General features: G+C 40.0%; 25 protein-coding genes. 20 read left to right on the forward strand and 5 right to left on the reverse strand.

The window, feature by feature from the left end; translation table 11 throughout:
• Positions 1–17 precede the first annotated feature (17 nt).
• Positions 18–680, forward strand: a complete 663-nt coding sequence (locus N8L39_RS00315; RefSeq protein WP_261010049.1) for a NisI/SpaI family lantibiotic immunity lipoprotein — start codon at positions 18–20, stop codon at positions 678–680.
• A 213-nt stretch (positions 681–893) separates the two neighbouring features.
• On the opposite strand, the gene gdhA is transcribed toward N8L39_RS00315, so the two are convergent.
• On the reverse strand, positions 894–2,240 hold the full coding sequence (gene gdhA, locus N8L39_RS00320; protein ID WP_261010048.1) for an NADP-specific glutamate dehydrogenase: 1,347 nt from the start codon (positions 2,238–2,240) through the stop codon (positions 894–896).
• A gap of 229 nt (positions 2,241–2,469) precedes the next feature.
• Between gdhA and N8L39_RS00325 the strand changes: the two genes are divergently transcribed.
• The 7 genes from N8L39_RS00325 to N8L39_RS00355 all read left to right on the forward strand — a co-directional run bounded on the left by N8L39_RS00325 (position 2,470) and on the right by N8L39_RS00355 (position 9,091).
• Positions 2,470–3,405, forward strand: a complete 936-nt coding sequence (locus N8L39_RS00325) for a dihydroorotate oxidase (RefSeq protein ID WP_261010047.1) — start codon at positions 2,470–2,472, stop codon at positions 3,403–3,405.
• 33 nt (positions 3,406–3,438) lie between these two features.
• The gene (gene holA / locus N8L39_RS00330; protein ID WP_261010046.1) at positions 3,439–4,476 is read left to right on the forward strand and encodes a DNA polymerase III subunit delta; all 1,038 of its coding nucleotides are present in this window, start codon (positions 3,439–3,441) and stop codon (positions 4,474–4,476) included.
• A gap of 173 nt (positions 4,477–4,649) precedes the next feature.
• Positions 4,650–5,255: a superoxide dismutase SodA gene (gene sodA, locus N8L39_RS00335; RefSeq protein ID WP_000974733.1), complete on the forward strand. Its 606-nt coding sequence runs from the start codon at positions 4,650–4,652 to the stop codon at positions 5,253–5,255.
• A 174-nt stretch (positions 5,256–5,429) separates the two neighbouring features.
• Positions 5,430–5,960, forward strand: a complete 531-nt coding sequence (locus tag N8L39_RS00340; protein ID WP_261010045.1) for a YutD family protein — start codon at positions 5,430–5,432, stop codon at positions 5,958–5,960.
• A gap of 20 nt (positions 5,961–5,980) precedes the next feature.
• The gene (rlmN, locus tag N8L39_RS00345; RefSeq protein ID WP_000804760.1) at positions 5,981–7,066 is read left to right on the forward strand and encodes a dual-specificity RNA methyltransferase RlmN; all 1,086 of its coding nucleotides are present in this window, start codon (positions 5,981–5,983) and stop codon (positions 7,064–7,066) included.
• Positions 7,066–7,548: a VanZ family protein gene (locus N8L39_RS00350; protein ID WP_261010044.1), complete on the forward strand. Its 483-nt coding sequence runs from the start codon at positions 7,066–7,068 to the stop codon at positions 7,546–7,548. Before rlmN ends, N8L39_RS00350 begins: the two co-directional genes overlap by 1 nt.
• A gap of 1 nt (position 7,549) precedes the next feature.
• Entirely contained in the window at positions 7,550–9,091 is a 1,542-nt protein-coding gene (locus tag N8L39_RS00355; RefSeq protein WP_000025383.1) for an ABC-F family ATP-binding cassette domain-containing protein, read from the forward strand.
• 54 nt (positions 9,092–9,145) lie between these two features.
• Here the strand turns inward: N8L39_RS00355 and N8L39_RS00360 are convergent, their stop codons facing one another.
• Positions 9,146–9,949, reverse strand: coding sequence for a peptidylprolyl isomerase (locus N8L39_RS00360; RefSeq protein WP_084864976.1), 804 nt, complete (start codon positions 9,947–9,949; stop codon positions 9,146–9,148).
• A gap of 450 nt (positions 9,950–10,399) precedes the next feature.
• Between N8L39_RS00360 and rpsP the strand changes: the two genes are divergently transcribed.
• The 7 genes from rpsP (at position 10,400) to N8L39_RS00395 (ending at position 14,932) form a co-directional block, all read left to right on the forward strand.
• Entirely contained in the window at positions 10,400–10,672 is a 273-nt protein-coding gene (rpsP, locus tag N8L39_RS00365; RefSeq protein WP_000268760.1) for a 30S ribosomal protein S16, read from the forward strand.
• Positions 10,673–10,691: 19 nt separating this feature from the next.
• Positions 10,692–10,931 (forward strand): RNA-binding protein KphA, encoded by a 240-nt coding sequence (kphA, locus tag N8L39_RS00370; RefSeq protein WP_000379617.1) that lies wholly within the window; start codon positions 10,692–10,694, stop codon positions 10,929–10,931.
• A gap of 437 nt (positions 10,932–11,368) precedes the next feature.
• Entirely contained in the window at positions 11,369–12,271 is a 903-nt protein-coding gene (locus N8L39_RS00375) for a DMT family transporter (RefSeq protein ID WP_261010043.1), read from the forward strand.
• 149 nt (positions 12,272–12,420) lie between these two features.
• The gene (locus N8L39_RS00380) at positions 12,421–13,278 is read left to right on the forward strand and encodes an alpha/beta fold hydrolase (protein WP_261010042.1); all 858 of its coding nucleotides are present in this window, start codon (positions 12,421–12,423) and stop codon (positions 13,276–13,278) included.
• 76 nt (positions 13,279–13,354) lie between these two features.
• Positions 13,355–13,873, forward strand: coding sequence for a ribosome maturation factor RimM (gene rimM / locus N8L39_RS00385; protein ID WP_001105912.1), 519 nt, complete (start codon positions 13,355–13,357; stop codon positions 13,871–13,873).
• Complete coding sequence (gene trmD, locus N8L39_RS00390) at positions 13,863–14,582, forward strand: tRNA (guanosine(37)-N1)-methyltransferase TrmD (RefSeq protein WP_000686917.1); 720 nt, start codon at positions 13,863–13,865, stop codon at positions 14,580–14,582. Before rimM ends, trmD begins: the two co-directional genes overlap by 11 nt.
• A gap of 11 nt (positions 14,583–14,593) precedes the next feature.
• Complete coding sequence (locus N8L39_RS00395; protein WP_001196040.1) at positions 14,594–14,932, forward strand: ATP cone domain-containing protein; 339 nt, start codon at positions 14,594–14,596, stop codon at positions 14,930–14,932.
• A gap of 30 nt (positions 14,933–14,962) precedes the next feature.
• Here N8L39_RS00395 and N8L39_RS00400 read toward each other — a convergent pair whose 3' ends face one another.
• A complete protein-coding gene (locus tag N8L39_RS00400; protein WP_261010041.1) occupies positions 14,963–15,283 on the reverse strand; it encodes a hypothetical protein in 321 nt (106 codons plus the stop codon).
• 98 nt (positions 15,284–15,381) lie between these two features.
• Between N8L39_RS00400 and N8L39_RS00405 the strand changes: the two genes are divergently transcribed.
• The gene (locus N8L39_RS00405) at positions 15,382–15,597 is read left to right on the forward strand and encodes a YdbC family protein (RefSeq protein ID WP_000807422.1); all 216 of its coding nucleotides are present in this window, start codon (positions 15,382–15,384) and stop codon (positions 15,595–15,597) included.
• Positions 15,598–15,651: 54 nt separating this feature from the next.
• Here the strand turns inward: N8L39_RS00405 and N8L39_RS00410 are convergent, their stop codons facing one another.
• Entirely contained in the window at positions 15,652–16,188 is a 537-nt protein-coding gene (locus N8L39_RS00410; RefSeq protein ID WP_261010040.1) for a biotin transporter BioY, read from the reverse strand.
• A 189-nt stretch (positions 16,189–16,377) separates the two neighbouring features.
• Entirely contained in the window at positions 16,378–17,724 is a 1,347-nt protein-coding gene (gene gor, locus N8L39_RS00415; protein WP_261010039.1) for a glutathione-disulfide reductase, read from the reverse strand.
• Between the two features lie 289 nt (positions 17,725–18,013).
• Here gor and N8L39_RS00420 point away from each other — a divergent pair, with 289 nt between their 5' ends.
• From N8L39_RS00420 to metG, 4 genes are all read left to right on the forward strand, one after another.
• The gene (locus N8L39_RS00420) at positions 18,014–19,222 is read left to right on the forward strand and encodes an efflux RND transporter periplasmic adaptor subunit (protein ID WP_261010100.1); all 1,209 of its coding nucleotides are present in this window, start codon (positions 18,014–18,016) and stop codon (positions 19,220–19,222) included.
• A complete protein-coding gene (locus N8L39_RS00425) occupies positions 19,206–19,907 on the forward strand; it encodes an ABC transporter ATP-binding protein (protein WP_033680086.1) in 702 nt (233 codons plus the stop codon). The genes N8L39_RS00420 and N8L39_RS00425 overlap by 17 nt, the downstream gene beginning before the upstream one ends.
• A 1-nt stretch (position 19,908) precedes the next feature.
• Positions 19,909–21,168 carry an ABC transporter permease gene (locus N8L39_RS00430; RefSeq protein WP_261010038.1) on the forward strand — a complete coding sequence of 420 codons (1,260 nt, stop codon included), beginning with the start codon at positions 19,909–19,911 and terminating at the stop codon, positions 21,166–21,168.
• A 123-nt stretch (positions 21,169–21,291) separates the two neighbouring features.
• Positions 21,292–23,289: a methionine--tRNA ligase gene (metG, locus tag N8L39_RS00435; RefSeq protein ID WP_261010037.1), complete on the forward strand. Its 1,998-nt coding sequence runs from the start codon at positions 21,292–21,294 to the stop codon at positions 23,287–23,289.
• Positions 23,290–23,390: the final 101 nt, after the last annotated feature.

The following is a 23,390-nucleotide window of genomic DNA, read 5'->3' on the forward strand; positions in this document are numbered from 1 at the left end:
AAATTAGGAGGAGAACTATGAAATTCAAAAAGATCTATCTTTCCGTAATTTTTTTCTTAAGTTTACTTGGATTGACTGGATGCACATATGAGAAGTATGATGTTAAATTTCTCGACTCAAGTTATAATCGATTTGATTATAAAGGAGAGCATTATGGTGTAACTAATCAATTAATTTTATATGAAGATATTGAAAGTAAAGTAAGCAATCATTATGATATTTATGAAATATCTTACGATGATTCCAATAATGAAATAAAGAATGATTTATTGGAGATTGGTGACTTATATCAGACCAAGAATAGAGAATTTGCCATAAAAATTGATAGTACTTTCTATAAATGTAGACTATTTGATAATATTTCTAAAGAAGAACTCCTAAAAGTTTCTGACTTATTTAATGTTCGCTTAGTAGGAGAATTTGCTATCAATGAGCAAGAAGCCAGAGAGTTGAAGATAGGGGAACAATTATTTACAATTACTGAAGAAATTATTCCAAAAGAAGAGCTTAGTGCTACAGTTGCTAACTTAGATAATCAAGTGAAGTCAGTCACTAGATTATCAGGGGAGCACGAAAGTTGGAAATATGGAGAAATTTGTTCTTTAAAAAATCAGTCTATCCACGAGAAAGTAGCAGTTAAATTGAATGGAGAATATCATTTGGCTTTCCTAAGAAGTTAAACTAGGCAAAAAGTCTTTAAAAGAAAAAACGCCAAATAATAGAGCGACTACATTAGTAGCTTAAAGACATGATTAAACCGCTATTCTTAGGAGTAGTGGTTTTTCTTTTTGTTTAAAAAGGGGCAAAAAAGGGGGCGAGTAAGTAATTTTCTAACTGTTTAACTCAACCAAAAAATCCCCAATCATAACGATTGAGGATTAAGCGAATGAATCTTAAACAATACCTTGTGCGATCATAGCATTTGCTACATTTTCAAAGGCAGCAATGTTTGCTCCTGCAAGGTAGTCTTTATCAAGACCGTATGTTTCTGAAGTTGTTTTAGCTGTGTTGAAGATGTTTGTCATGATGTCTTTGAGACGTCCATCAACTTCTTCACGAGTCCATGAGAGGCGAAGGCTATTTTGGCTCATTTCAAGGGCTGAAACGGCTACACCACCAGCGTTGGCAGCTTTTGCAGGTCCGTAGAAGATACCATTTTCTTTGTAAACTTTGATGGCATCAAGGTTACTTGGCATGTTGGCACCTTCAGATACACAGATAACTCCTTGAGCAACCAAACGTTTAGCTGCTTCACCGTTGATTTCGTTTTGAGTAGCACATGGAAGCGCAATGTCATAGTTTCCAGCGTAAGTCCATACAGAACCTTCGTGGTAGCTTGCAGTTGCTTTTTCAGCGGCATACTCAGTCAAACGAGCGCGACGTTTTTCTTTAACGTCAACCAAAAGATCGAAGTCGATACCATTTTCATCGATGACATAACCATTTGAATCAGATACAGAGATAACAGTTGCACCAAGTTCAGTCGCTTTTTGAAGAGCGTATTGAGCCACGTTACCAGAACCTGAAATAACCACTTTTTTACCAGCAAAGCTATTACCGTTAGCTTTAAGCATTTCTTCAGTGTAGTAAACCAAACCGTAACCAGTTGCTTCTGGACGAATTAAGCTACCACCAAATCCAAGAGGTTTACCAGTCAAGACACCAGCATCAAATTGGTTAAGGCGTTTGTATTGGCCGTAAAGGTAACCAATCTCACGTCCACCAACACCGATATCACCAGCAGGTACGTCAAGTGATGGTCCGATGTGTTTTTGCAATTCAGTCATGAAGCTTTGGCAGAAACGCATCACTTCAGCATCTGTTTTACCTTTAGGATCGAAGTCTGATCCACCTTTACCTCCACCGATAGGAAGTCCAGTCAAGACGTTTTTAAAGATTTGTTCAAATCCGAGGAATTTCAAAATCCCTTGGTTAACAGTTGGGTGGAAACGAAGTCCACCTTTGTATGGTCCAACAGCTGAGTTGAATTGAACACGGTAGCCACGGTTTACTTGAATGTTTCCATCACGGTCAACCCAAGGAACACGGAAAGAAATCACGCGTTCTGGCTCAGTGATACGTGCCAAGATATTTTCTTCGATATACTCAGGGTGTTTTTCAAATACAGGTTCTAAAGTGTTGAAAAATTCTTCAACAGCTTGGAGGAATTCAGCCTCGTGCCCGTTACGAGCTTTTACAGTTTCAAACACGCTTTGGATATATTCTTTAGCAGATGTCATATCGTTCTCCTTAAATTCTAATTTAATTATGTGTGTCATTATAGCAGAATTTTTTTTAACTGTAAAGAGAAAAAACAAAAATTTTCTAAAAATTCTTTCAATTTAGTTTTTGGGATTTTTTGAAAGTAGATAAAAAACGAACCTTTTTCTTATAAATGCCTTTCTTAAAGAGAAAATCTGAAAATGTGGTATAATATTAGCAATAAAAGGAATCTGGAGGATCAGAATCATGGTATCAACGAAAACGCAAATTGCTGGTTTTGAGTTTGACAATTGTTTGATGAATGCAGCAGGTGTGGCTTGTATGACGATAGAGGAGTTAGAAGGAGTTAAAAACTCAGCGGCAGGAACCTTTGTCACTAAGACAGCGACCTTGGACTTTCGTCAGGGAAATCCTGAGCCACGCTATCAAGATGTTCCACTTGGTTCTATCAACTCTATGGGTTTGCCAAATAAGGGCTTAGACTACTATCTGGACTACCTTTTGGATCTGCAGGAAAAAGAGCCGAACCGGACTTTCTTCCTATCTCTAGTCGGCATGTCTCCAGAGGAAACCCATACTATCTTGAAAAAAGTCCAAGAGAGTGACTTCCGTGGTCTGACTGAGCTAAATCTTTCTTGCCCAAATGTTCCAGGAAAACCACAGATTGCCTATGATTTTGAGACAACTGACCTGATTTTGTCAGAGGTGTTTGCCTACTTTACCAAACCTCTTGGAATTAAGCTCCCACCTTATTTTGATATTGTTCACTTTGATCAAGCAGCTGCTATTTTCAACAAGTATCCACTCAAGTTTGTCAACTGTGTCAACTCTATCGGGAACGGCCTCTATATAGAAGACGAATCTGTCGTTATTCGACCAAAGAATGGTTTCGGTGGGATTGGTGGAGAGTACATCAAACCGACTGCTCTAGCGAATGTTCATGCTTTTTATCAACGTTTAAATCCTCAAATCCAAATCATCGGAACAGGTGGCGTTTTGACTGGTCGTGATGCCTTTGAACATATCCTCTGTGGAGCCAGTATGGTGCAGGTGGGAACCACCCTTCACAAAGAAGGCGTCGGTGCTTTTGAACGTATTACCAATGAACTAAAAGCAATCATGGCGGAAAAAGGGTACGAGAGCCTAGAAGATTTCCGTGGAAAATTGCGCTATATTGACTAAATTCAATCGAAAAATCAGAAGAAAGGAGAGAAGATGCTAGCCATTGAAGAAAGTCAGAAGTTGACTTTAGCAAATTTACCGAGTCTGAGCCTATTTACAGGAACAGATCAGGGTCAGTTTGAAGTGATGAAGAGTCAAGTATTGAAACAGATTGGCTATGATTCTGCCGACCTAAACTTTGCCTACTTTGATATGAAAGAAGTAGTTTACAAAGATGTGGAACTGGAGTTAGTCAGCCTTCCTTTCTTTGCGGATGAGAAAATCGTGATATTGGATCATTTTGTCGATATCACGACTGATAAAAAGCGCTTTTTAACAGATGATGAGCTCAAGTCATTTGAGGAATACCTTGACAATCCTTCACCAACAACCAAGTTGTTGATCTTTGCGAAAGGAAAACTGGATAGCAAAAGACGGTTGGTTAAATTACTGAAGCGTGATGCCAAGGTTTTTGACGCAGTAGAAGCCACAGAACAAGAATTGCGCCAGTATTTCCAAAAGTGGAGTCAGAAACAAGGCCTGCAGTTTACCAATCATTCTTTTGAAAATCTTCTCATCAAGTCGGGTTTTCAATTTAGCGAAATTCAGAAAAATCTCCTCTTTTTACAGTCCTATAAGGAAGACTCTGTTATCGAGGAAGAGGATATTGTTAATGCTATTCCCAAGACCTTGCAGGACAATATTTTTGATTTAACTCAGTTTATTCTGACTAAAAAGATGGATCAGGCGCGCGATTTGGTTAGAGACTTGACCTTGCAAGGTGAAGATGAAATTAAACTGATTGCAGTCATGCTAGGGCAATTTCGGACTTTTACTCAGGTGAAAATTTTGGCGGAGTCTGGGCAAACAGAATCGCAGATTGGAAGTAGTTTAGGTAGTTTTCTCGGACGCAATCCAAATCCCTATCAGATTAAGTTTGCGCTGAGGGATTCGCGAGGACTTTCCTTAAGCTTTTTGAAGCAAGCTATTTCCTATTTGATTGAGACAGACTATCAGATTAAGACAGGTCTTTATGAAAAAGGTTTCCTTTTTGAAAAGGCACTCTTACAGATAGCTAGTCAGGTCAATTGACATTTTTTTGAAACTACAACCCGCGTCAAGATTATCTTGTCGTGGGTTTCTTACTGATTTGCTTGTTTTATTAGAAAGTATTTCAGTGATTTCTTCATCTATAAGCAAAAAACTTGAAAAAAGTGAATGTTTGCGTTATCATTTTCATATAGAAAGAAAAAGAGGTATTACAGATGGCTATTATCTTACCAGATCTTCCATATGCATACGACGCTTTGGAACCATACATCGATGCGGAAACAATGCACTTGCACCATGACAAACACCATCAAACTTATGTCAACAATGCTAATGCAGCTCTTGAAAAACACCCTGAAATCGGTGAAGACCTTGAAGCCTTGCTTGCTGATGTAGAATCTATTCCAGCTGATATCCGTCAAGCGCTTATCAACAATGGTGGTGGACACTTGAACCACGCTCTTTTCTGGGAATTGATGACTCCTGAAAAAACAGCTCCATCAGCAGAACTTGCAGCAGCAATCGATGCAACATTTGGTTCATTTGAAGAATTCCAAGCAGCCTTCACTGCAGCAGCAACAACTCGTTTCGGTTCTGGATGGGCATGGTTGGTTGTCAACAAAGAAGGGAAGCTTGAAGTGACTTCAACAGCAAACCAAGACACACCAATCTCAGAAGGCAAAAAACCAATCTTGGGCTTGGACGTTTGGGAACATGCTTACTACGTGAAATACCGCAACGTGCGTCCTGACTACATCAAAGCTTTCTTCTCAGTGATCAACTGGAACAAAGTAGATGAATTGTACGCAGCCGCTAAATAATGGTATATGGAGGGAAGAATGGTTCTTCTCTTTTTTAGGTTATATGATTTTTTTAGGTCATATGATTCGAGTCTGACAAAATCGTCAGACTTTTTTCATTTTTATGAGAAACGTGCTAACTGCTAGAAATTATGGTAGAATAAAGTATTAAGTAATCGTGGAAAAAGGATATCTATGCGAAAAGAAATTGCACCTGAATTATACAACTATAACAAGTTTCCTGGTCCTGAGTTCCATTTACACGGGGACAAGATAGAAACGGAAGGGACAGCTTTTTCCTTGGTGGAAAATATCAAGGATGCCTTTGATGTGACGGCTTTTAATCAGCGTTTTTCAGAAGTCTTAACAAAGTTTGATTATATCGTGGGAGACTGGAGCAACGAACAGCTTCGCCTACGCGGTTTTTACAAGGATGACCGAACAGAAGAAAAACTTGAAAAAATCAGTCGTTTACAAGACTACCTTTTAGAGTATTGTAGTTATGGTTGTGCCTATTTTGTCTTAGAAAATGAAGCCCCTAAGCGAGCATCATTTGACAAGAAAATGCGTAAGAAGGAAGAAGAACAGCCTTCTAGAAAAGGAAAGAAACCGACTCAAACCAAACGAAAACCGAATGCAGATAAGAAAAATAGACGTCGTCAGAAAGACCAGCATTCTCAGAAAGAGGACAAGGGGCAACGTCATTTTGTCATTCGTCAGAAGTGAGTAGAGAATAAGGAGAAGAAATGAAACCGTCAATTTATAGTTTAACACGTCAAACCATGCAGGAATGGGTTTTGGAGCAGGGAGAAAAGAAATTCCGTGCAGACCAAATTTGGGAATGGCTCTATCGTAAACGTGTCCAGTCATTTGAAGAGATGACCAACCTTTCCAAGGATTTGATTGCTAAGCTTAATGACCAGTTTGTGGTCAATCCCTTGAAACAACGTATCGTTCAAGAATCTGCTGATGGGACAGTTAAATATCTTTTTGAATTGCCAGATGGAATGCTGATTGAGACAGTACTCATGCGTCAACACTACGGTTTGTCAGTCTGTGTGACGACTCAGGTCGGCTGTAATATCGGTTGTACCTTCTGTGCCTCTGGTTTGATTAAGAAACAACGTGACCTTAATAACGGTGAAATCGTAGCGCAAATCATGCTGGTTCAGAAATACTTTGATGAGCGTGGTCAGGACGAACGCGTCAGCCATATCGTTGTCATGGGAATTGGTGAACCATTTGATAACTACAACAATGTCTTGAATTTCGTTCGTACCATTAATGATGACAAGGGAATGGCCATCGGTGCTCGTCATATTACGGTTTCAACCTCAGGTTTGGCCCATAAAATTCGTGATTTTGCTAATGAAGGTGTTCAGGTCAATCTTGCCGTTTCCCTTCATGCACCTAATAATGAACTGCGCTCAAGCATCATGAAGATTAACCGTGCCTTTCCGATTGAAAAACTCTTTGCGGCTATTGAGTACTACATCGAAACAACCAATCGTCGTGTGACCTTTGAATACATCATGCTCAATGAAGTTAATGACGGTGTAGAACAAGCCTTGGAATTGGCTGAATTGCTCAAGAATATCAAGAAATTGTCTTATGTAAACTTGATTCCTTATAACCCAGTTAGTGAGCATGACCAATATAGCCGTAGTCCTAAAGAGCGCGTCCTGGCCTTTTATGATACGCTTAAGAAAAAAGGGGTTAACTGTGTGGTTCGTCAAGAGCATGGAACAGATATTGATGCAGCTTGTGGACAATTGCGTTCTAATACAATGAAACGTGACCGCCAGAAAGCAGTCGCAGCAGTCAATCCTTAATGATGAAGAAAACTTATAATCATGTTTTGGTCTGGGGAGTCATTTTCTATAGCATTTGTATCGTCTATTTTTGCTTTACTCCTCAAGAACAATCTCCCGTGGGGGTGGAAACTCCAGGTATTCAGCATCTTGGACGCCTGGTTTTTCTTTTGACTCCTTTCAATTCTCTCTGGAAACTGGGTGAGGTGAGTGACATAGGACAATTATGTTGGATTTTTCTACAAAATATCCTCAATGTCTTCTTGCTTTTTCCTCTGATTTTCCAACTCCTTTATCTCCTTCCAAACTTGCGTAAGACAAGAAAAGTGATCTTTTTCAGTCTTCTTCTAAGCCTAGGAATCGAGTGTACGCAGTTGGTCTTAGATTTTTTCTTTGATTTTAATCGCGTCTTTGAGGTTGATGATTTGTGGACCAATACCTTGGGTGGCTATATCGCTTGGCTCATCTATAAACGATTACATAAAAACAAGATAAGGAATTAAAATGAGTATTTTAGAAGTTAAAAATCTGAGTCACGGTTTTGGTGACCGTGCAATTTTTGAAGATGTGTCCTTCCGTCTCCTAAAGGGGGAACATATCGGCCTGGTCGGTGCCAATGGTGAAGGAAAATCAACCTTTATGAGTATTGTGACTGGTAAAATGCTGCCAGATGAAGGGAAGGTTGAGTGGTCCAAATATGTGACTGCTGGTTACTTGGATCAGCACTCAGTCCTTGCTGAAGGGCAGTCGGTGCGCGATGTTCTCCGTACGGCTTTTGATGAGCTTTTCAAAGCAGAAGTCCGTATCAATGATCTTTATATGGAAATGGCTGAAGATGGAGCGGATGTTGATGCTCTCATGGAAGAAGTGGGAGAACTTCAAGACCGTTTAGAGAGTCGTGATTTCTATACTTTGGATGCTAAGATTGATGAAGTAGCGCGTGCCCTTGGTGTCATGGACTTTGGCATGGATACGGATGTAACCTCTTTGTCAGGTGGGCAAAGAACCAAGGTGCTTTTGGCTAAACTTCTCCTTGAGAAGCCTGATATCTTGCTGTTGGACGAGCCGACCAACTACTTGGATGCTGAGCATATTGACTGGCTTAAGCGCTATCTCCAAAACTATGAGAATGCCTTTGTCCTCATTTCACACGATATTCCATTCCTGAACGACGTGATTAATATTGTCTACCATGTGGAAAATCAACAGCTGACGCGTTATTCTGGTGACTACTACCAGTTCCAAGAAGTCTATGCTATGAAGAAATCTCAGCTAGAGGCTGCCTACGAACGTCAGCAAAAAGAAATTGCGGACCTTAAGGACTTTGTTGCTCGAAACAAAGCGCGTGTTGCAACACGAAACATGGCCATGTCCCGTCAGAAGAAATTGGATAAGATGGATATTATCGAACTGCAAAGTGAGAAACCAAAACCATCCTTTGATTTCAAACCAGCTCGTACGCCAGGGCGCTTTATCTTCCAAGCCAAGGATTTGCAAATTGGTTACGACCGTCCTCTGACCAAGCCTTTAAATCTTACCTTTGAACGTAATCAAAAGGTTGCTATTATCGGGGCAAATGGTATCGGGAAAACAACTCTCTTGAAGTCTCTTTTGGGAATTATCCCGCCAATCGCTGGGGAAGTTGAACGCGGTGACTACCTAGAACTTGGTTATTTTGAGCAGGAAGTAGAAGGTGGCAATCGTCAAACACCACTAGAGGCTGTCTGGAATGCCTTTCCTGCACTTAACCAAGCAGAAGTTCGTGCAGCCCTTGCCCGTTGTGGTCTGACAACCAAGCATATTGAAAGCCAAATTCAGGTCTTGTCAGGTGGAGAACAAGCCAAGGTTCGTTTCTGTCTCTTGATGAATCGTGAAAACAACGTTTTAGTGCTGGACGAGCCGACCAACCATTTGGATGTGGATGCCAAGGATGAACTCAAACGTGCTCTCAAAGAATACAAGGGATCTATTCTTATGGTCTGCCACGAGCCAGACTTTTATGAAGGCTGGATGGACCAAATATGGGATTTTAATAATTTAACTTAAGAATGAGAGTAAAAGAAATACAGTACCGAATGGGGATACTGTATTTTTTTGTTTTTAAGATTTAAAATCGTAGTCTTTCACCACTTCGATGCTGTCGATTGTGATAGCAGTAGTTGGCTTGTCTTTTTCATCTTTTTCGGCTTTGGCAATTTTATCTACAACATCCATACCGTCAATCACTTGACCAAATACGGGGTGTTTGCCATCTAGACTAGGGTTTCCCCCTTCTTTATAGGCTTCGATGATTTTCTTTGGATACTTGTTTGTAGGGAGTTTAGCAGAGGTATCTGTAGAGTTTTGGTTGATGAAGAACTGGCTACCGTTGGTGTTTGGTTGACCAGTATTAGCCATAGAAAGAGCACCACGGATGTTATAGAGATAAGGAGTAATCTCGTTCTTGAAACCAGTTCCCTTATCTTTTGTCTTATCCTTGTCATGCCAGATGGACTGACCACCTGTACCGTCTCCCTTTGGATCTCCAGTTTGAACCATGAAGCCATCGATGACACGGTGGAAGGTAATGCCGTTATAGTAGCCTTCTTTGGCATGAGTGAGGAAGTTTTCAACCGCTAGAGGAGCGAGTTTAGGGAAGAGTTTGATACGGATATCTCCTTGACTTGTGTGGAGAATCACTTCAGCCTCGTCTTCAGCAACTTCTTTAGATAGTTGTGGGAAATTGGCGTTTTCGTTTGTTAAAGCATCGTTTAACTCCTTGGCAGATTGGGCTGCTGCTTTAGAACTTTCTTCGGCAGCAAGACTGGAATCCACATAGTCATCACCACGCAAACTACGTTGGATGCTGCTACACCCAGCTAGGGCTATAGTGGATAGTAAAAGAAGGGTTGCTAGTTTTTTCATTCTATTCCTCTCAAAAATTCATTTCTACCATTGTACCCTAAAAGGAAGTGGATTTCAAATATTAGTGACAAGACAGTTTAAGAGGAAGCCAACCCAAAATAACTTGATTAAAGATTTTTCTTTGGATGACAGTCGATAATATCCTTGCATTGTTCCAGTATCTGCCCCCCTTTGGAGTCAATTTGTATCCACGATTGCTAATTCTTCTTCTAAGAAGTGGTCATGAAGGGCTTAACTTGGTGGTCTTTATAAAATGTTTCTAAAATAGTATTTATGACATTCTCTTTCTTATTTTTCTTTAAAAATATAACAAATTTCTAAATGGTTTAAAAATTTTATAGTCTGTCAAGTTTTTTTCTTGACACCTGCCAGAAATCTGCTATAATAGAACATGTGCTAAATAGCTCAGCTATTTCACCGAAATAAAAAATAAGAAAAGAGACTTTAAAAATGGCAGTTAAAATCCGTTTGACTCGTATGGGTTCTAAGAAAAAACCTTTCTACCGTATCAACGTAGCAGATTCACGTTCACCACGTGACGGACGTTTCATCGAAACAGTTGGAACTTACAACCCACTTGTTGCTGAAAACCAAGTAACTTTGAAAGAAGACCGCGTTCTTGCATGGTTGGCTGATGGAGCTCAACCTTCAGATACAGTACGTAACATCCTTTCAAAAGAAGGCGTATTGAAAAAATTCCACGATTCTAAATTCTCAAAATAAGTTTAAAGTAGGTTGACAGATGGATACGATTGAAAATCTCATTATTGCGATTGTGAAACCCTTGATTTCACAACCAGATGCCTTAACTATCAAGATTGAAGATACACCAGAGTTTTTGGAATATCATTTGGATCTTGATCAAAGCGATGTGGGTCGTGTAATCGGTCGTAAGGGTCGCACTATTTCTGCGATAAGAACGATTGTCTACTCTGTCCCAACTGAAGACAAAAAAGTAAGAATCGTTATTGACGAAAAATAAGAAGGGCGGGACGAATGTCTCGCTTTTTTGTGTGGAGAAGTTTAAAATAGCATCTATCAAGTAACAGCATAATCGGGATTTGGAAGGATTTTTGAAGGGGGACCTCTAAGACGATAAGAAATCAATTTTTTACTAATAAAGAAGGCATTAGTAAATATAAGAAAGAGAAAGCAAGGAAAATGGTGGATTATACTATCAAAGTGAGTAATCTCCAAGAGGTAGACAAGCTAGAACTTGTGAGACAAGAACGAGAAAAGCAGATTAGACTTGTAGAGTCCTTTTTAGTTAATGAACTAGATAAACTGTGATAGAAGGCATAAAATACTAATCCTAGAAATAGCATCTAGGATTCTACTATGCTACAATGGAAAGACAGTCTCAAAGAATTATAGTCAATCAATCTTGAGAATAGCTATTTTTAAAAGGAGTAACAGTCTATGAACGAGAAAACAAAAGCTTACCTAGCAGCCTTATCCTTTTCAGCAATCATTGGATTTTCTTTTTTATTTACTAAGATTGCTTTAGGCTATGCCAGTCCTCTCACAAACTTAGCGCATCGCTATACAATCGCAGCTTTAGTAATGGTCGTTCTTCATCAAACCAAACTTATCAAAGTGAGTTTAAGTAGAAAAGATATTCTTTCTATTCTGCCGATGAGTCTTTTCTATCCGCTTTTCTTTTTTATTTTTCAATCCTTTGCTTTACAGTATATATCGTCTTCTGAAGCTGGAATTTTACAGGCTCTTGTCCCGATTTTTACTCTCCTTTTAGCATCGGCCTTTCTCAAGGAAAAGACAAGCTTGCTTCAAAAGTTCTTTTTATTTTTATCCGTAGCAGGAGTAGTTTTCATCTTCCTTAGTAAAGGAGCTAACTTTGGTACTGAGACTGCTAGCTTTGGTTTTCTCTTGATGTTGGGATCTGTTCTCGCCAATGCAATAAACAATATCCTCAGCAAGGCTAAAGGAGGTCGCTATCGGGCCATGGATATGACAGCTGTTGTGATATTTGTTGGCTTCGTCACCTTTAATACGCTAAGTCTGACCTCGCACTATCTAGAGGGGAACATATTAGCTTACTTTGCGCCACTTGGACAGGTATCTTATCTGCTTTCAATTCTCTATTTGGGAATTCTAGCCTCTATCGTTACTGGTAGTCTCTCTATCTATGCTATTGTTCGACTTGGAGCATCAACCGTTAGTGTCTTTGGTAATCTTGGAACAGTTTTGACTACTCTAGCCGGATCCCTTATCCTCCACGAACCAATTTATAGATACCATGTAATCGGAGCAGCTTTGATTATTGCTGGAATTTTAGGCATGAATCTGATGAGAAAAAAGTAAAGATTGCTTAGCAGTCTTTTTCTTTATCCAAGTTATGCAGAAAATTCAAAATTTTTAATGAAACTAAGTTTGGAACACGATGATTTTAATATAGCATGATAAAATAGATAAAAAGAATGATATTAGGATAAAGAGGAGAAAGTGTAATAATGAAGCAAAATGATATAGCTGAAGCTATTGCTTTTTATAACAGAAAACCTGAGACTTTGGTACGTCACATTATACCAGTCTTAGATTGTGACTTGGCTGTTTATCATCGTACTGGAAACACAAATAAAGGCCACATTATTTTTTATCATGGAGCTTGTGGCCGTAGTCAGATGTGGGCCCACCAGTATGATGCTTTTGAAGGATTTGACCTCTACTTTGTCAATGTTAGAGGACAGGGTGAATCACCTATGAAAGTTGGCCTACCCGACTTAGAAGGCGCTGTTCAAGATGTAGATGCTATTTTGTCCTATTTCCAGTTGGATAAGGTGATATTGGTTGGTCATTCTTGGGGAGGGAATCCACTTCAAGAGTACACCTATCGCCATCCAGAAAGAGTTCTAGCCTTGGTCATGGTAGATAGTTGGGGACAGCATCGTTACCTATCAGATAAAGAGAGAAATCGCATAAAATATAGTTCACTTATGTACAAAACGATTCCTTGGAAGGTGATTGCAGATAAGAACTCAAAAATGTGTACAGATAATCCTATCACAAGAGAATTAGTCAAGACGGCCATTATAGAAACTGGGCGAGATGTTTTTTTGAACCTTGGAATCACAGGTTTTTTGGCTGTCCATGAGATAGAAGGTTATCAAGGAAATCCTCCCATGCTTTTAGTAAGAGGAGAAAATGATTTTCCAAAACACCTAAAAATGATCTACGATGGGATCATTGCCTTAAATCCCAATGCGCGTCAAGTAACGATTTCAGATAGCAAACACCAACCTATGAATGACCATCCTGAAGAGTTTAATCAGATAATTGGTGAATTCTTTGAAGAAGTAGTAGCTCTGTAAGATGAGATTTATCCAACTTGTGAAAATCCCTGGAACGTGATAAAATAAAGGATAGAAATAGACTACAGGAGACAAGATGAACTACTTTAATGTTGGGAAAATCGTCAATACGCAAGGATTGCAGGGTGAGATGCGAGTCTTGTCTGTGACTGATTTTGCAGAAGAACGGTTTAAAAAAGGTACTGAGCTGGCTTTGTTTGATGAAAAAGATCAGTTTGTTCAAACAGTGACCATCGCTAGCCACCGTAAACAGAAGAACTTTGACATTATTAAATTCAAAGATATGTACCATATCAACGCTATCGAAAAGTACAAGGGATACAGTCTCAAGGTTGCTGAGGAAGATTTGAATGACCTAGACGATGGTGAATTCTACTATCACGAGATTATCGGTTTGGAAGTCTATGAGGGTGATAACTTGATTGGAACCATCAAAGAAATCCTGCAACCAGGTGCTAACGATGTCTGGGTGGTCAAGCGAAAAGGCAAGCGTGATTTGCTCTTGCCTTATATCCCACCAGTGATTCTCAATGTTGATATTCCAAATAACCGAGTCGATGTGGAAATCTTAGAAGGGTTAGACGATGAAGATTGATATTTTAACCCTTTTTCCAGAGATGTTTTCTCCGCTAGAGCACTCAATCGTTGGAAAGGCTCGAGAAAAGGGGCTCTTGGATATCCAGTATCATAATTTTCGAGAAAATGCTGAAAAGGCCCGCCATGTCGACGATGAGCCCTACGGAGGCGGTCAGGGGATGTTGCTCCGAGCCCAACCCATTTTCGATGCCTTTGATGCTATTGAAAAGAAAAATCCGCGCGTCATTCTCCTCGATCCTGCTGGAAAGCAGTTTGATCAGGCTTATGCTGAGGATTTGGCTCAAGAGGAAGAGTTAATCTTTATCTGTGGGCACTATGAGGGTTATGATGAGCGTATTAAGACCTTGGTGACAGATGAGGTTTCTCTGGGAGACTATGTACTGACTGGTGGTGAGTTGGCAGCTATGACCATGATTGATGCTACGGTACGCCTGATTCCAGAAGTGATTGGCAAGGAGTCTAGCCACCAAGATGATAGTTTTTCTTCTGGGCTTCTCGAATATCCTCAGTACACACGTCCCTACGATTATCGAGGTATGGTTGTGCCAGATGTACTGATGAGTGGACACCATGAAAAGATTCGTCAGTGGCGCCTGTATGAGAGTTTAAAGAAAACCTATGAACGCAGACCGGATTTGCTTGAACATTATCAACTGACAGCAGAAGAAGAAAAAATGCTGGCAGAAATTAAAGAAAACAAAGAATAAAGGAGATACCTATGCAAGTAATCAAACGTGATGGAGAAATTGCTGAATTTAATCCAGATAAGATTTACCAAGCTATCTTAAAAGCAGCCCAGACTGTCTATGTATTGACAGATGATTTGCGTCAAAACCTTGCACAAGTCACTAAGAAAGTGGTTTTGGATTTGGAAGAAGCCAAAGTGGAACGTGCTACTATTAGCATGATTCAGTCTATGGTTGAACATCGTTTGCTGGGTGCAGGTTACATTACCATTGCAGAACACTACATTTCCTATCGTTTACAACGTGACTTGGAAAGAAGTGGTTATGGAGATCATATTGCGGTTCATTTACATTTTGAACAAATTCGCTAAGAAAAAAGAGTGGGATGCAGTAACTACATCTCACTCTTTCTTAAATCTATTTTTTTGGGCTGTTTGGACAGTTGAAGGGACAAATCGCAGGCGTTGAATATCGCTTATACGGATAATACGGCTTACGTTTTTGGCAAAATTTTTCACGATAATTTGCTGGCGTTGCTGATCATATTTGATGATGTCACCTGTAAAACTTGTCTCAGACAAGATAAGGTGAACAGCGGTTTGTTTCTGGATAGCCTCTTCAATAGTGGCTGTAAGGGAGTTGCTTTCAGTATGGTCTGGTTCTTCATGTCCATTTAAAAAATCATGTATTTTATCTAGAACTTGCTGGAATTTATGTCTCATAGTGGCCTCCCTTCTTTTATATCAATATTATATAAAATTTTCCTAAAATCTACAAGATTTTACGAATAATCAAATGAAAGCTAAAAAAGGAGAAGAAAATGGCAGAATTTACATTTGAAATTGAAGAGCATTTGTTGACTCTTTCTGAAAACGAAAAAGGTTGGACCAAGGAAATCAACCGTGTGAGCTTTAATGGTGCTCCTGCAAAGTTTGATATTCGTGCTTGGAGCCCAGACCATACTAAAATGGGTAAAGGGATTACCCTCTCTAATGAAGAATTTCAAACAATGGTCGATGCCTTTAAAGGCAACTAAGTTTTCAAAATGAAAGAAAAGGATACTGAGTCATGACAACTCGATATCCTTTTTTTAGTTAGCAAAGTAAGCTTGATTTTTAAGGCGTTGAAGTAATGGACGGCTAATAAAACTAATAGCTAGAAGTTTACCAAGATCTGGAATGATAAAGGGAATGACCCCCACAACAAGAGCTTTTTCAAATGCCATTCCAGCTAGGAAATGCAAGCTGAGAATCCCGCCGACAAAGACAAGGGCATCACCTAAGAGGTTTGCAAGAAAAATCTTGACAATACCACTCTTGCTGTTGGTTAGAGAGGAAGTAAGTCCAGAGTAAACAAGATAAAACCAAAGATAACCTGCAGTAGGGCCAACTAAAGCCTGAAAACCAGCACCACCTCCTGCAAAGACAGGAAGACCGATAGCACCTAGAAGAAGATAGAGTCCAACAGAAAGTACAGCCTCTCTCGGTCTAAAGACAGTAGCAATTAAGCCGATTGCAAAGTTTTGCAGAGTGAAGGGAACAGGTCCAATAGGAAGACTGATTTGTGCCAATACAGCAATGAGAGCAGCCCCAATAGCAGGGATAGCATAAACGTGAGCTTTTTTCAAAATAGTTAACCTCTTTTCTGATGTATAGTAACTATTATACTCGTAGAGTAATTATTGTCAACCAATTTTTTAAAACAAGGTAACAAAAACTGTAACGGCCGATTTTGCTTACTGGGTAAGTTGTTTTCATCATTTCGTAAATCATCAAAAAAGAAGCAGACACATTGGTATCAACTTCTTTTATTTCGATTAACGCATAGTTACAAATTCTTCAGATGCAGTTGGGTGAATCGCCACAGTTGCATCAAAGTCTGCCTTGGTTGCTCCCATTTTGATAGCAACAGCAAATCCTTGAATCATTTCATCAACACCGTAGCCAATTCCATGAAGTCCGACAACTTTTTCTTCTGAACCAGCTGTGATCAATTTGAAACGTGTTTCTTGACGGTTGCAAGTGCAAGCAGAGTACATAGACGTAAAGCTTGATTTGTAAACCTTGATTTGGTCTTGACCGTATTCTTTAATGGCTTGTTCTTCTGTCAAACCAACCGTTCCGATAGCAGGGTGTGAAAAGACAACAGTTGGAATAGTTGAGTAGTCCATTTTTGCAGTTGTTTTTCCGTTAAAGAGACGTTCAGATAGGGTACGCCCAGCCTTGATTGCAACTGGAGTCAGTTCTTTCTCGCCCGTTACATCACCTAGAGCATAGATTCCCTCAACAACAGTATTTTGGTATTCATCTACTTGGATAAAGCCACGTTCGTTCAGAGTTACTCCAGCTTTTTCAAGTTGCAAGCCCTTAACGTTTGGACGGCGACCTGTAGCCCAGATAACTTGGCTAGCTGTGTGACTAGTACCATCTTCGAAATGAATGGTAATGCCTTCAGCAGTTTTTTCTAACTTGGCAGGGACTTTGTGAGTATGAAGTGGTAAGTTTGTTCTTTCCATTTCCTTGACCAAACCTTCAACGATGTAAGAATCAAAACCACGTAAAGGACGATCGCGACGAACAAAGAGGTCTGTCTTGACACCAAAAGTGTGGAGTACGCCAGCTAGTTCAACAGCGATATAACCAGCGCCTAGAATGGCAACTGACTCTGGAAGTTCTTCCCAGGCAAATACATCATCAGAAGAACCACCTAGCTCAGCACCAGGAATATTTGGAATACTTGGATGGGCACCTGTAGCAATCACGATATGTTTAGCACGAATCAGTTCACCATTTACGCTGACAGTATGAGAATCTACAAATTCAGCATGACCTTCAATCAGGTCTACGCCGTTACGTTTAAAACTGCCATCATAAGAAGAACGAGCACGATCAATGTAAGCTTCACGATTGCGACGTAGGGTTGCAAAGTCAAAGTTAAGATCAGTAGTCTTAAAGCCGTAGTCTTCTCCAAATTGATGGAAAGTCTCAGCGATTTGTGCCCCGTACCACATGATTTTCTTAGGAACACAACCGACGTTGACACAGGTTCCACCTAATTTATTTTCCTCAATAACGGCCGCTTTGGCTCCGTGTTCACCAGCACGGTTCATAGTAGCAATCCCTCCGCTACCTCCACCGATAGCAATGATATCGTATTCTCTCATTGAAAACTCCTTTGTACTCTTTTAAATAGTAGAGTGTCATTTTTTGATAGTCATATTCTATCTTTTTTTTGATGTGATTGCAAAAATCTGCTACGTTCAAAAAATTTAAAGAAAAGGCTTGCAAAAAACAAAAATAAAGTGTATTATATATCTAGTACAATGATTGTGGAATAAATTCCGAACAATAATTAAATCCTGAAATGTCATTATTTCGTTCTGAAATGTTATTGTTTCAAATTGATAATTTTTGTATAATATTGTTAAGAACTTTAAATCAAAAAGGAGTTTCATTATGAAAAAGAATGGTAAAGCTAAAAAGTGGCAATTGTATGCAGCAATCGGTGCTGCCAGTGTAGTTGTATTGGGGGCTGGGGGCATTTTGCTCTTTAGACAACCTTCTCAGACTGCTGTAAAAGATGAGGCTACTCATCTTGTTGTTGCCAAGGAAGGAAGCGTGGCATCCTCTGTTTTATTGTCAGGGACAGTAACAGCAAAAAATGAACAATATGTTTATTTTGATGCTAGTAAGGGAGATTTAGATGAAATCCTTGTTTCTGTGGGTGATAAAGTCAGTGAAGGGCAGGCTTTAGTCAAGTACAGTAGTTCAGAAGCCCAGGCGGCCTATGATTCAGCGAGTCGGGCAGTAGCTAAGGCAGATCGTCATATCAACGAACTCAACCAAGCGCGAAATGAAGCCGCTTCAGCTCCGACTCCACAGTTGCCAACACCAGCAGGAGGCGAAGGAGCTGCAGGGCAAACTCCAGCTCCAGTAGCAGGAAATTCGGTATCCTCTATTGATGCACAATTAGGTGATGCCCGTGACGCACGTGCAGATGCAGCAGCGCAATTAAGCAAGGCTCAAAGTCAGTTGGATGCAATGACGGTTCTCAGTACCTTAGAGGGAACTGTGGTCGAAGTCAACCGTAATGTTTCTAAATCTCCAACAGGAGCTAGCCAAGTAGTAGTTCATGTCGTAAGTAATGAAAACTTGCAAGTTAAGGGGGAACTATCTGAATATAACCTTGCCAACCTCTCTGTAGGACAAGAAGTAACCTTTACTTCTAAAGTTTACCAAGATAAGAGCTGGACTGGTAAGATTAGCTACATTTCTGACTACCCTAAAAACAATGGTGAAGCAGCAAGTGCAGCTACTGCCGCAGCAGGTGGTAATTCTGGTTCTAAATATCCATATACCATCGATGTTACAAGTGAAATCGGTGATTTGAAACAAGGATTCTCAGTAAGTGTTGAGGTCAAGAACAAGAGTAAAGCCATTTTGGTTCCTCTAACAAGTATTGTGACTGAAAATGATAAGAACTATGTCTGGGTGCTTGACGAGCAGAAAAAGGCCAAGAAAGTGGAAGTTAGTTTGGGTAATGCTGATGCAGACAACCAAGAAATCACTTCAGGTCTGACAAATGGAGTCAAGGTCATCAGTAACCCAACGTCTTCTCTAGAGGAAGGAAAAGAGGTGAAGGCTGATGAAGCAACTAATTAGTCTAAAAAATATCTGCAGAAGCTACCGTAATGGTGACCAAGAACTGCAGGTTCTCAAAAATATCAACCTAGAAGTGAATGAGGGTGAGTTTGTTGCCATTATGGGACCATCTGGTTCTGGTAAGTCCACTCTCATGAATACGATCGGCATGTTGGATACACCAACCAGTGGAGAATATTATCTTGAAGGCCAAGAAGTAGCTGGACTTGGTGAAAAACAATTAGCCAAGGTTCGCAACCAACAAATCGGTTTTGTCTTTCAGCAGTTCTTTCTTCTATCTAAACTCAATGCTCTGCAAAACGTAGAATTGCCCTTGATTTACGCGGGAGTTTCGGCTTCAAAACGTCGCAAGTTAGCTGAGGAATATCTAGATAAGGTTGAATTGACAGAACGTAGTCATCATTTGCCTTCGGAATTATCTGGTGGTCAAAAGCAACGTGTGGCTATTGCGCGTGCCTTGGTAAATAATCCTTCTATTATTCTAGCGGACGAACCGACAGGAGCCTTGGATACCAAAACAGGGAATCAAATTATGCAACTATTGGTTGACTTGAACAAAGAAGGAAAAACCATTATCATGGTAACGCATGAGCCTGAAATAGCTGCTTATGCCAAACGTCAGATTGTCATTCGCGATGGAGTTATTTCATCTGATAGTGCTCAGTTAGAAAAGGAGGAAAACTAAGATGCAGAATCTGAAATTTGCCTTTTCATCTATTATGGCTCACAAGATGCGTTCTTTGCTTACCATGATTGGGATTATTATCGGTGTTTCATCGGTTGTTGTGATTATGGCTCTGGGTGATTCTATGTCTCGACAGCTCAATAAAAATATGACCAGATCTCAAAAAAATATCAGTGTCTTTTTCTCTTCTAAAAAAAGTAAAGATGGATCTTTTACTCAGAAACAATCAGCTTTTACGGTTTCTGGAAAAGAAGAGGAAGTTCATGTTGAACCACCAAAACCGCAAGAATCTTGGGTCAAGGAGGCAGCCAAACTCAAGGGAGTGGATAATTACTATGTAACCAACTCAACGAACGCCATCTTGACTTATAAAGATAAAAAGGTTGAAAATGCCAATTTAACAGGTGGAAACAGAACTTATATGGAGGCTGTTAACAATGAAATTCTTGCAGGTCGTAGCCTTAGAGAACAAGATTTCAAAGAATTTGCAAGTGTCATTTTGCTTGATGAAGAATTATCCATTAGTCTATTTGGATCTCCTCAAGAGGCTATTAACAAGGTTGTAGAAGTTAATGGTTTTAGTTATCGAGTCATTGGTGTTTATACTAGCCCAGAATCTAAAAATTCAAAAATATATGGTCTTGGCGGCTTGCCTATTACCACAAATATCTCCCTTGCTGCGAATTTTAATGTAGATGAAATAGCTAATATTGTCTTTCGAGTGAATGATACAAGCTTGACTCAAACTCTGGGTCCAGAATTAGCACGAAAAATGACAGAGCTTGCTGGCTTGCAACAGGGAGAATATCAAGTGGCAGATGAGTCAGCTGCATTCGCAGAAATTCAACAATCGTTTAGTTTTATGACGACGATTATTAGTGCCATTGCAGGAATTTCTCTCTTTGTTGGAGGAACTGGTGTTATGAACATTATGCTGGTTTCGGTGACAGAGCGTACTCGTGAAATTGGTCTCCGTAAGGCTTTGGGTGCAACACGTGCTAATATTTTAATTCAGTTTTTGATTGAATCCATGATTTTGACCTTGCTTGGCGGAGTCATTGGTTTGACAATTGCGACAGGCTTAACCGCTATAGCTGGTATACTTTTACAAGGTTTGATTGCGGGTATAGAAGTGGGAGTATCGATCCCAGTTGCCCTATTTAGTCTTGCAGTTTCTGCTAGTGTTGGTATGATTTTTGGGGTCTTGCCAGCCAATAAGGCATCGAAACTTGATCCAATCGAAGCCCTTCGTTATGAATAAGATTAACAAGATGGACACTCGTCTATCTTGTTTTTGTATGGATTTCCCTATCGAAATTCATTAAAAATGTGATATAATGAAGTGTTAGAAAAACAGGTTTCATTAGCCTGGAAAGGAAATATTATGTCTGAAAAGAATTTTTATATTACAACACCGATTTACTATCCATCTGGTAAACTCCATATCGGTTCTGCCTACACAACTATCGCTTGTGATGTCCTAGCTCGTTACAAACGCCTCATGGGCTACGATGTCTTTTATTTGACAGGTCTTGATGAGCATGGTCAAAAAATTCAGCAGAAAGCTGAAGAAGCTGGTATCACACCTCAAGCCTATGTTGATGGGATGGCGGTTGGAGTCAAAGAACTCTGGCAATTACTAGATATCTCATACGATAAATTCATCCGTACAACGGATGACTACCATGAAAAAGTAGTGGCGCAAGTCTTTGAGCGCTTGCTTGCTCAAGATGACATCTACTTGGGTGAATACTCGGGGTGGTATTCAGTCTCAGATGAGGAATTCTTTACAGAAAGCCAGCTGGCAGAAGTTTTCCGTGACGAAGCAGGAAATGTAACTGGCGGTATCGCTCCATCAGGTCACGAGGTTGAATGGGTTTCTGAAGAATCATACTTCCTTCGCCTCAGCAAATACCAAGATCGTTTGGTAGACTTTTTCAAGTCCCATCCTGAATTTATCACTCCAGATGGTCGTCTGAATGAAATGCTTCGCAACTTCATCGAGCCAGGTTTAGAGGATTTGGCGGTTTCTCGTACAACCTTTACATGGGGTGTTCCGGTACCATCAAATCCTAAACACGTTGTATACGTTTGGATTGATGCTCTTCTTAACTATGTGACAGCTCTTGGCTACGATCAAGATGAACATGGTAACTTTGACAAATTCTGGAATGGCACAGTCTTCCACATGGTAGGAAAAGACATCCTTCGTTTCCACTCGATTTACTGGCCAATCCTTCTTATGATGTTGGATATCAAATTGCCAGATCGTTTGATTGCCCATGGTTGGTTTGTCATGAAAGACGGCAAAATGTCTAAGTCTAAAGGGAATGTGGTTTACCCTGAAATGTTGGTAGAGCGTTATGGACTAGATCCGCTTCGTTACTACCTCATGCGTAGCCTTCCAGTTGGTTCAGACGGAACCTTCACTCCAGAAGACTATGTAGGTCGTATCAACTACGAATTGGCCAATGACCTTGGAAACCTCCTCAATCGTACGGTTTCTATGATTAATAAGTACTTTGACGGGCAAGTCCCTGCCTATGTAGAAGGTGTAACAGAGTTTGACCATGCTCTTGCTCAAGTAGCTGCTGAATCAATCGCTGACTACCATACTCACATGGAAGCAGTTGACTACCCACGTGCACTTGAAGCAGTCTGGACCCTTATCTCTCGTACTAACAAATACATCGACGAGACAGCTCCATGGGTCTTGGCAAAGGATGAAGCACTCCGCGATCAATTGGCAAGTGTCATGAGTCACTTGGCAGCTAGCCTTCGTGTCGTAGCTCACTTGATTGAGCCATTTATGATGGAAACCAGTCGTGCAGTCTTGACTCAACTTGGACTAGCAGAAGTTTCTAGCCTTGAAAACTTGAGCTTGGCTGATTTCCCTGCAGGTGTAACTGTAGTTGCCAAAGGAACACCAATCTTCCCACGTCTGGATATGGAAGAAGAAATCGCCTATATCAAGGAACAAATGGAAGGCAACAAACCAGCAGTCGAAAAAGAGTGGAACCCAGACGAAGTTGAACTCAAACTAAACAAGGAAGAAATCAAGTTTGAAGACTTTGACAAGGTCGAAATCCGTGTCGCAGAAGTCAAAGAAGTGTCTAAAGTAGAAGGTTCAGATAAGTTGCTTCAATTCCGCTTGGATGCTGGTGATGGTGAAGATCGTCAAATCCTCTCAGGAATTGCAAAATACTATCCAAACGAACAAGAGTTGGTCGGCAAGAAAGTTCAAATCGTTGCCAATCTTAAACCACGTAAAATGATGAAGAAATATGTCAGTCAAGGTATGATTCTCTCAGCTGAACATGATGGACAATTAACCCTTCTTACAGTTGATCCAGCTGTACCTAATGGAAGTGTGATTGGGTAAAAATAGACAGGACTAGTTCATGCTAGTTCTGTTTTTTTCTTTAACTATTATGCTTTACAAACTAGTTTGAAAGTGATATATTATAGATGAAGCTACTAGTA

Origin of the sequence: Streptococcus mitis, from assembly GCF_946190285.1 — a bacterium.
In the GTDB taxonomy this organism is placed as follows: domain Bacteria; phylum Bacillota; class Bacilli; order Lactobacillales; family Streptococcaceae; genus Streptococcus; species Streptococcus mitis_CP.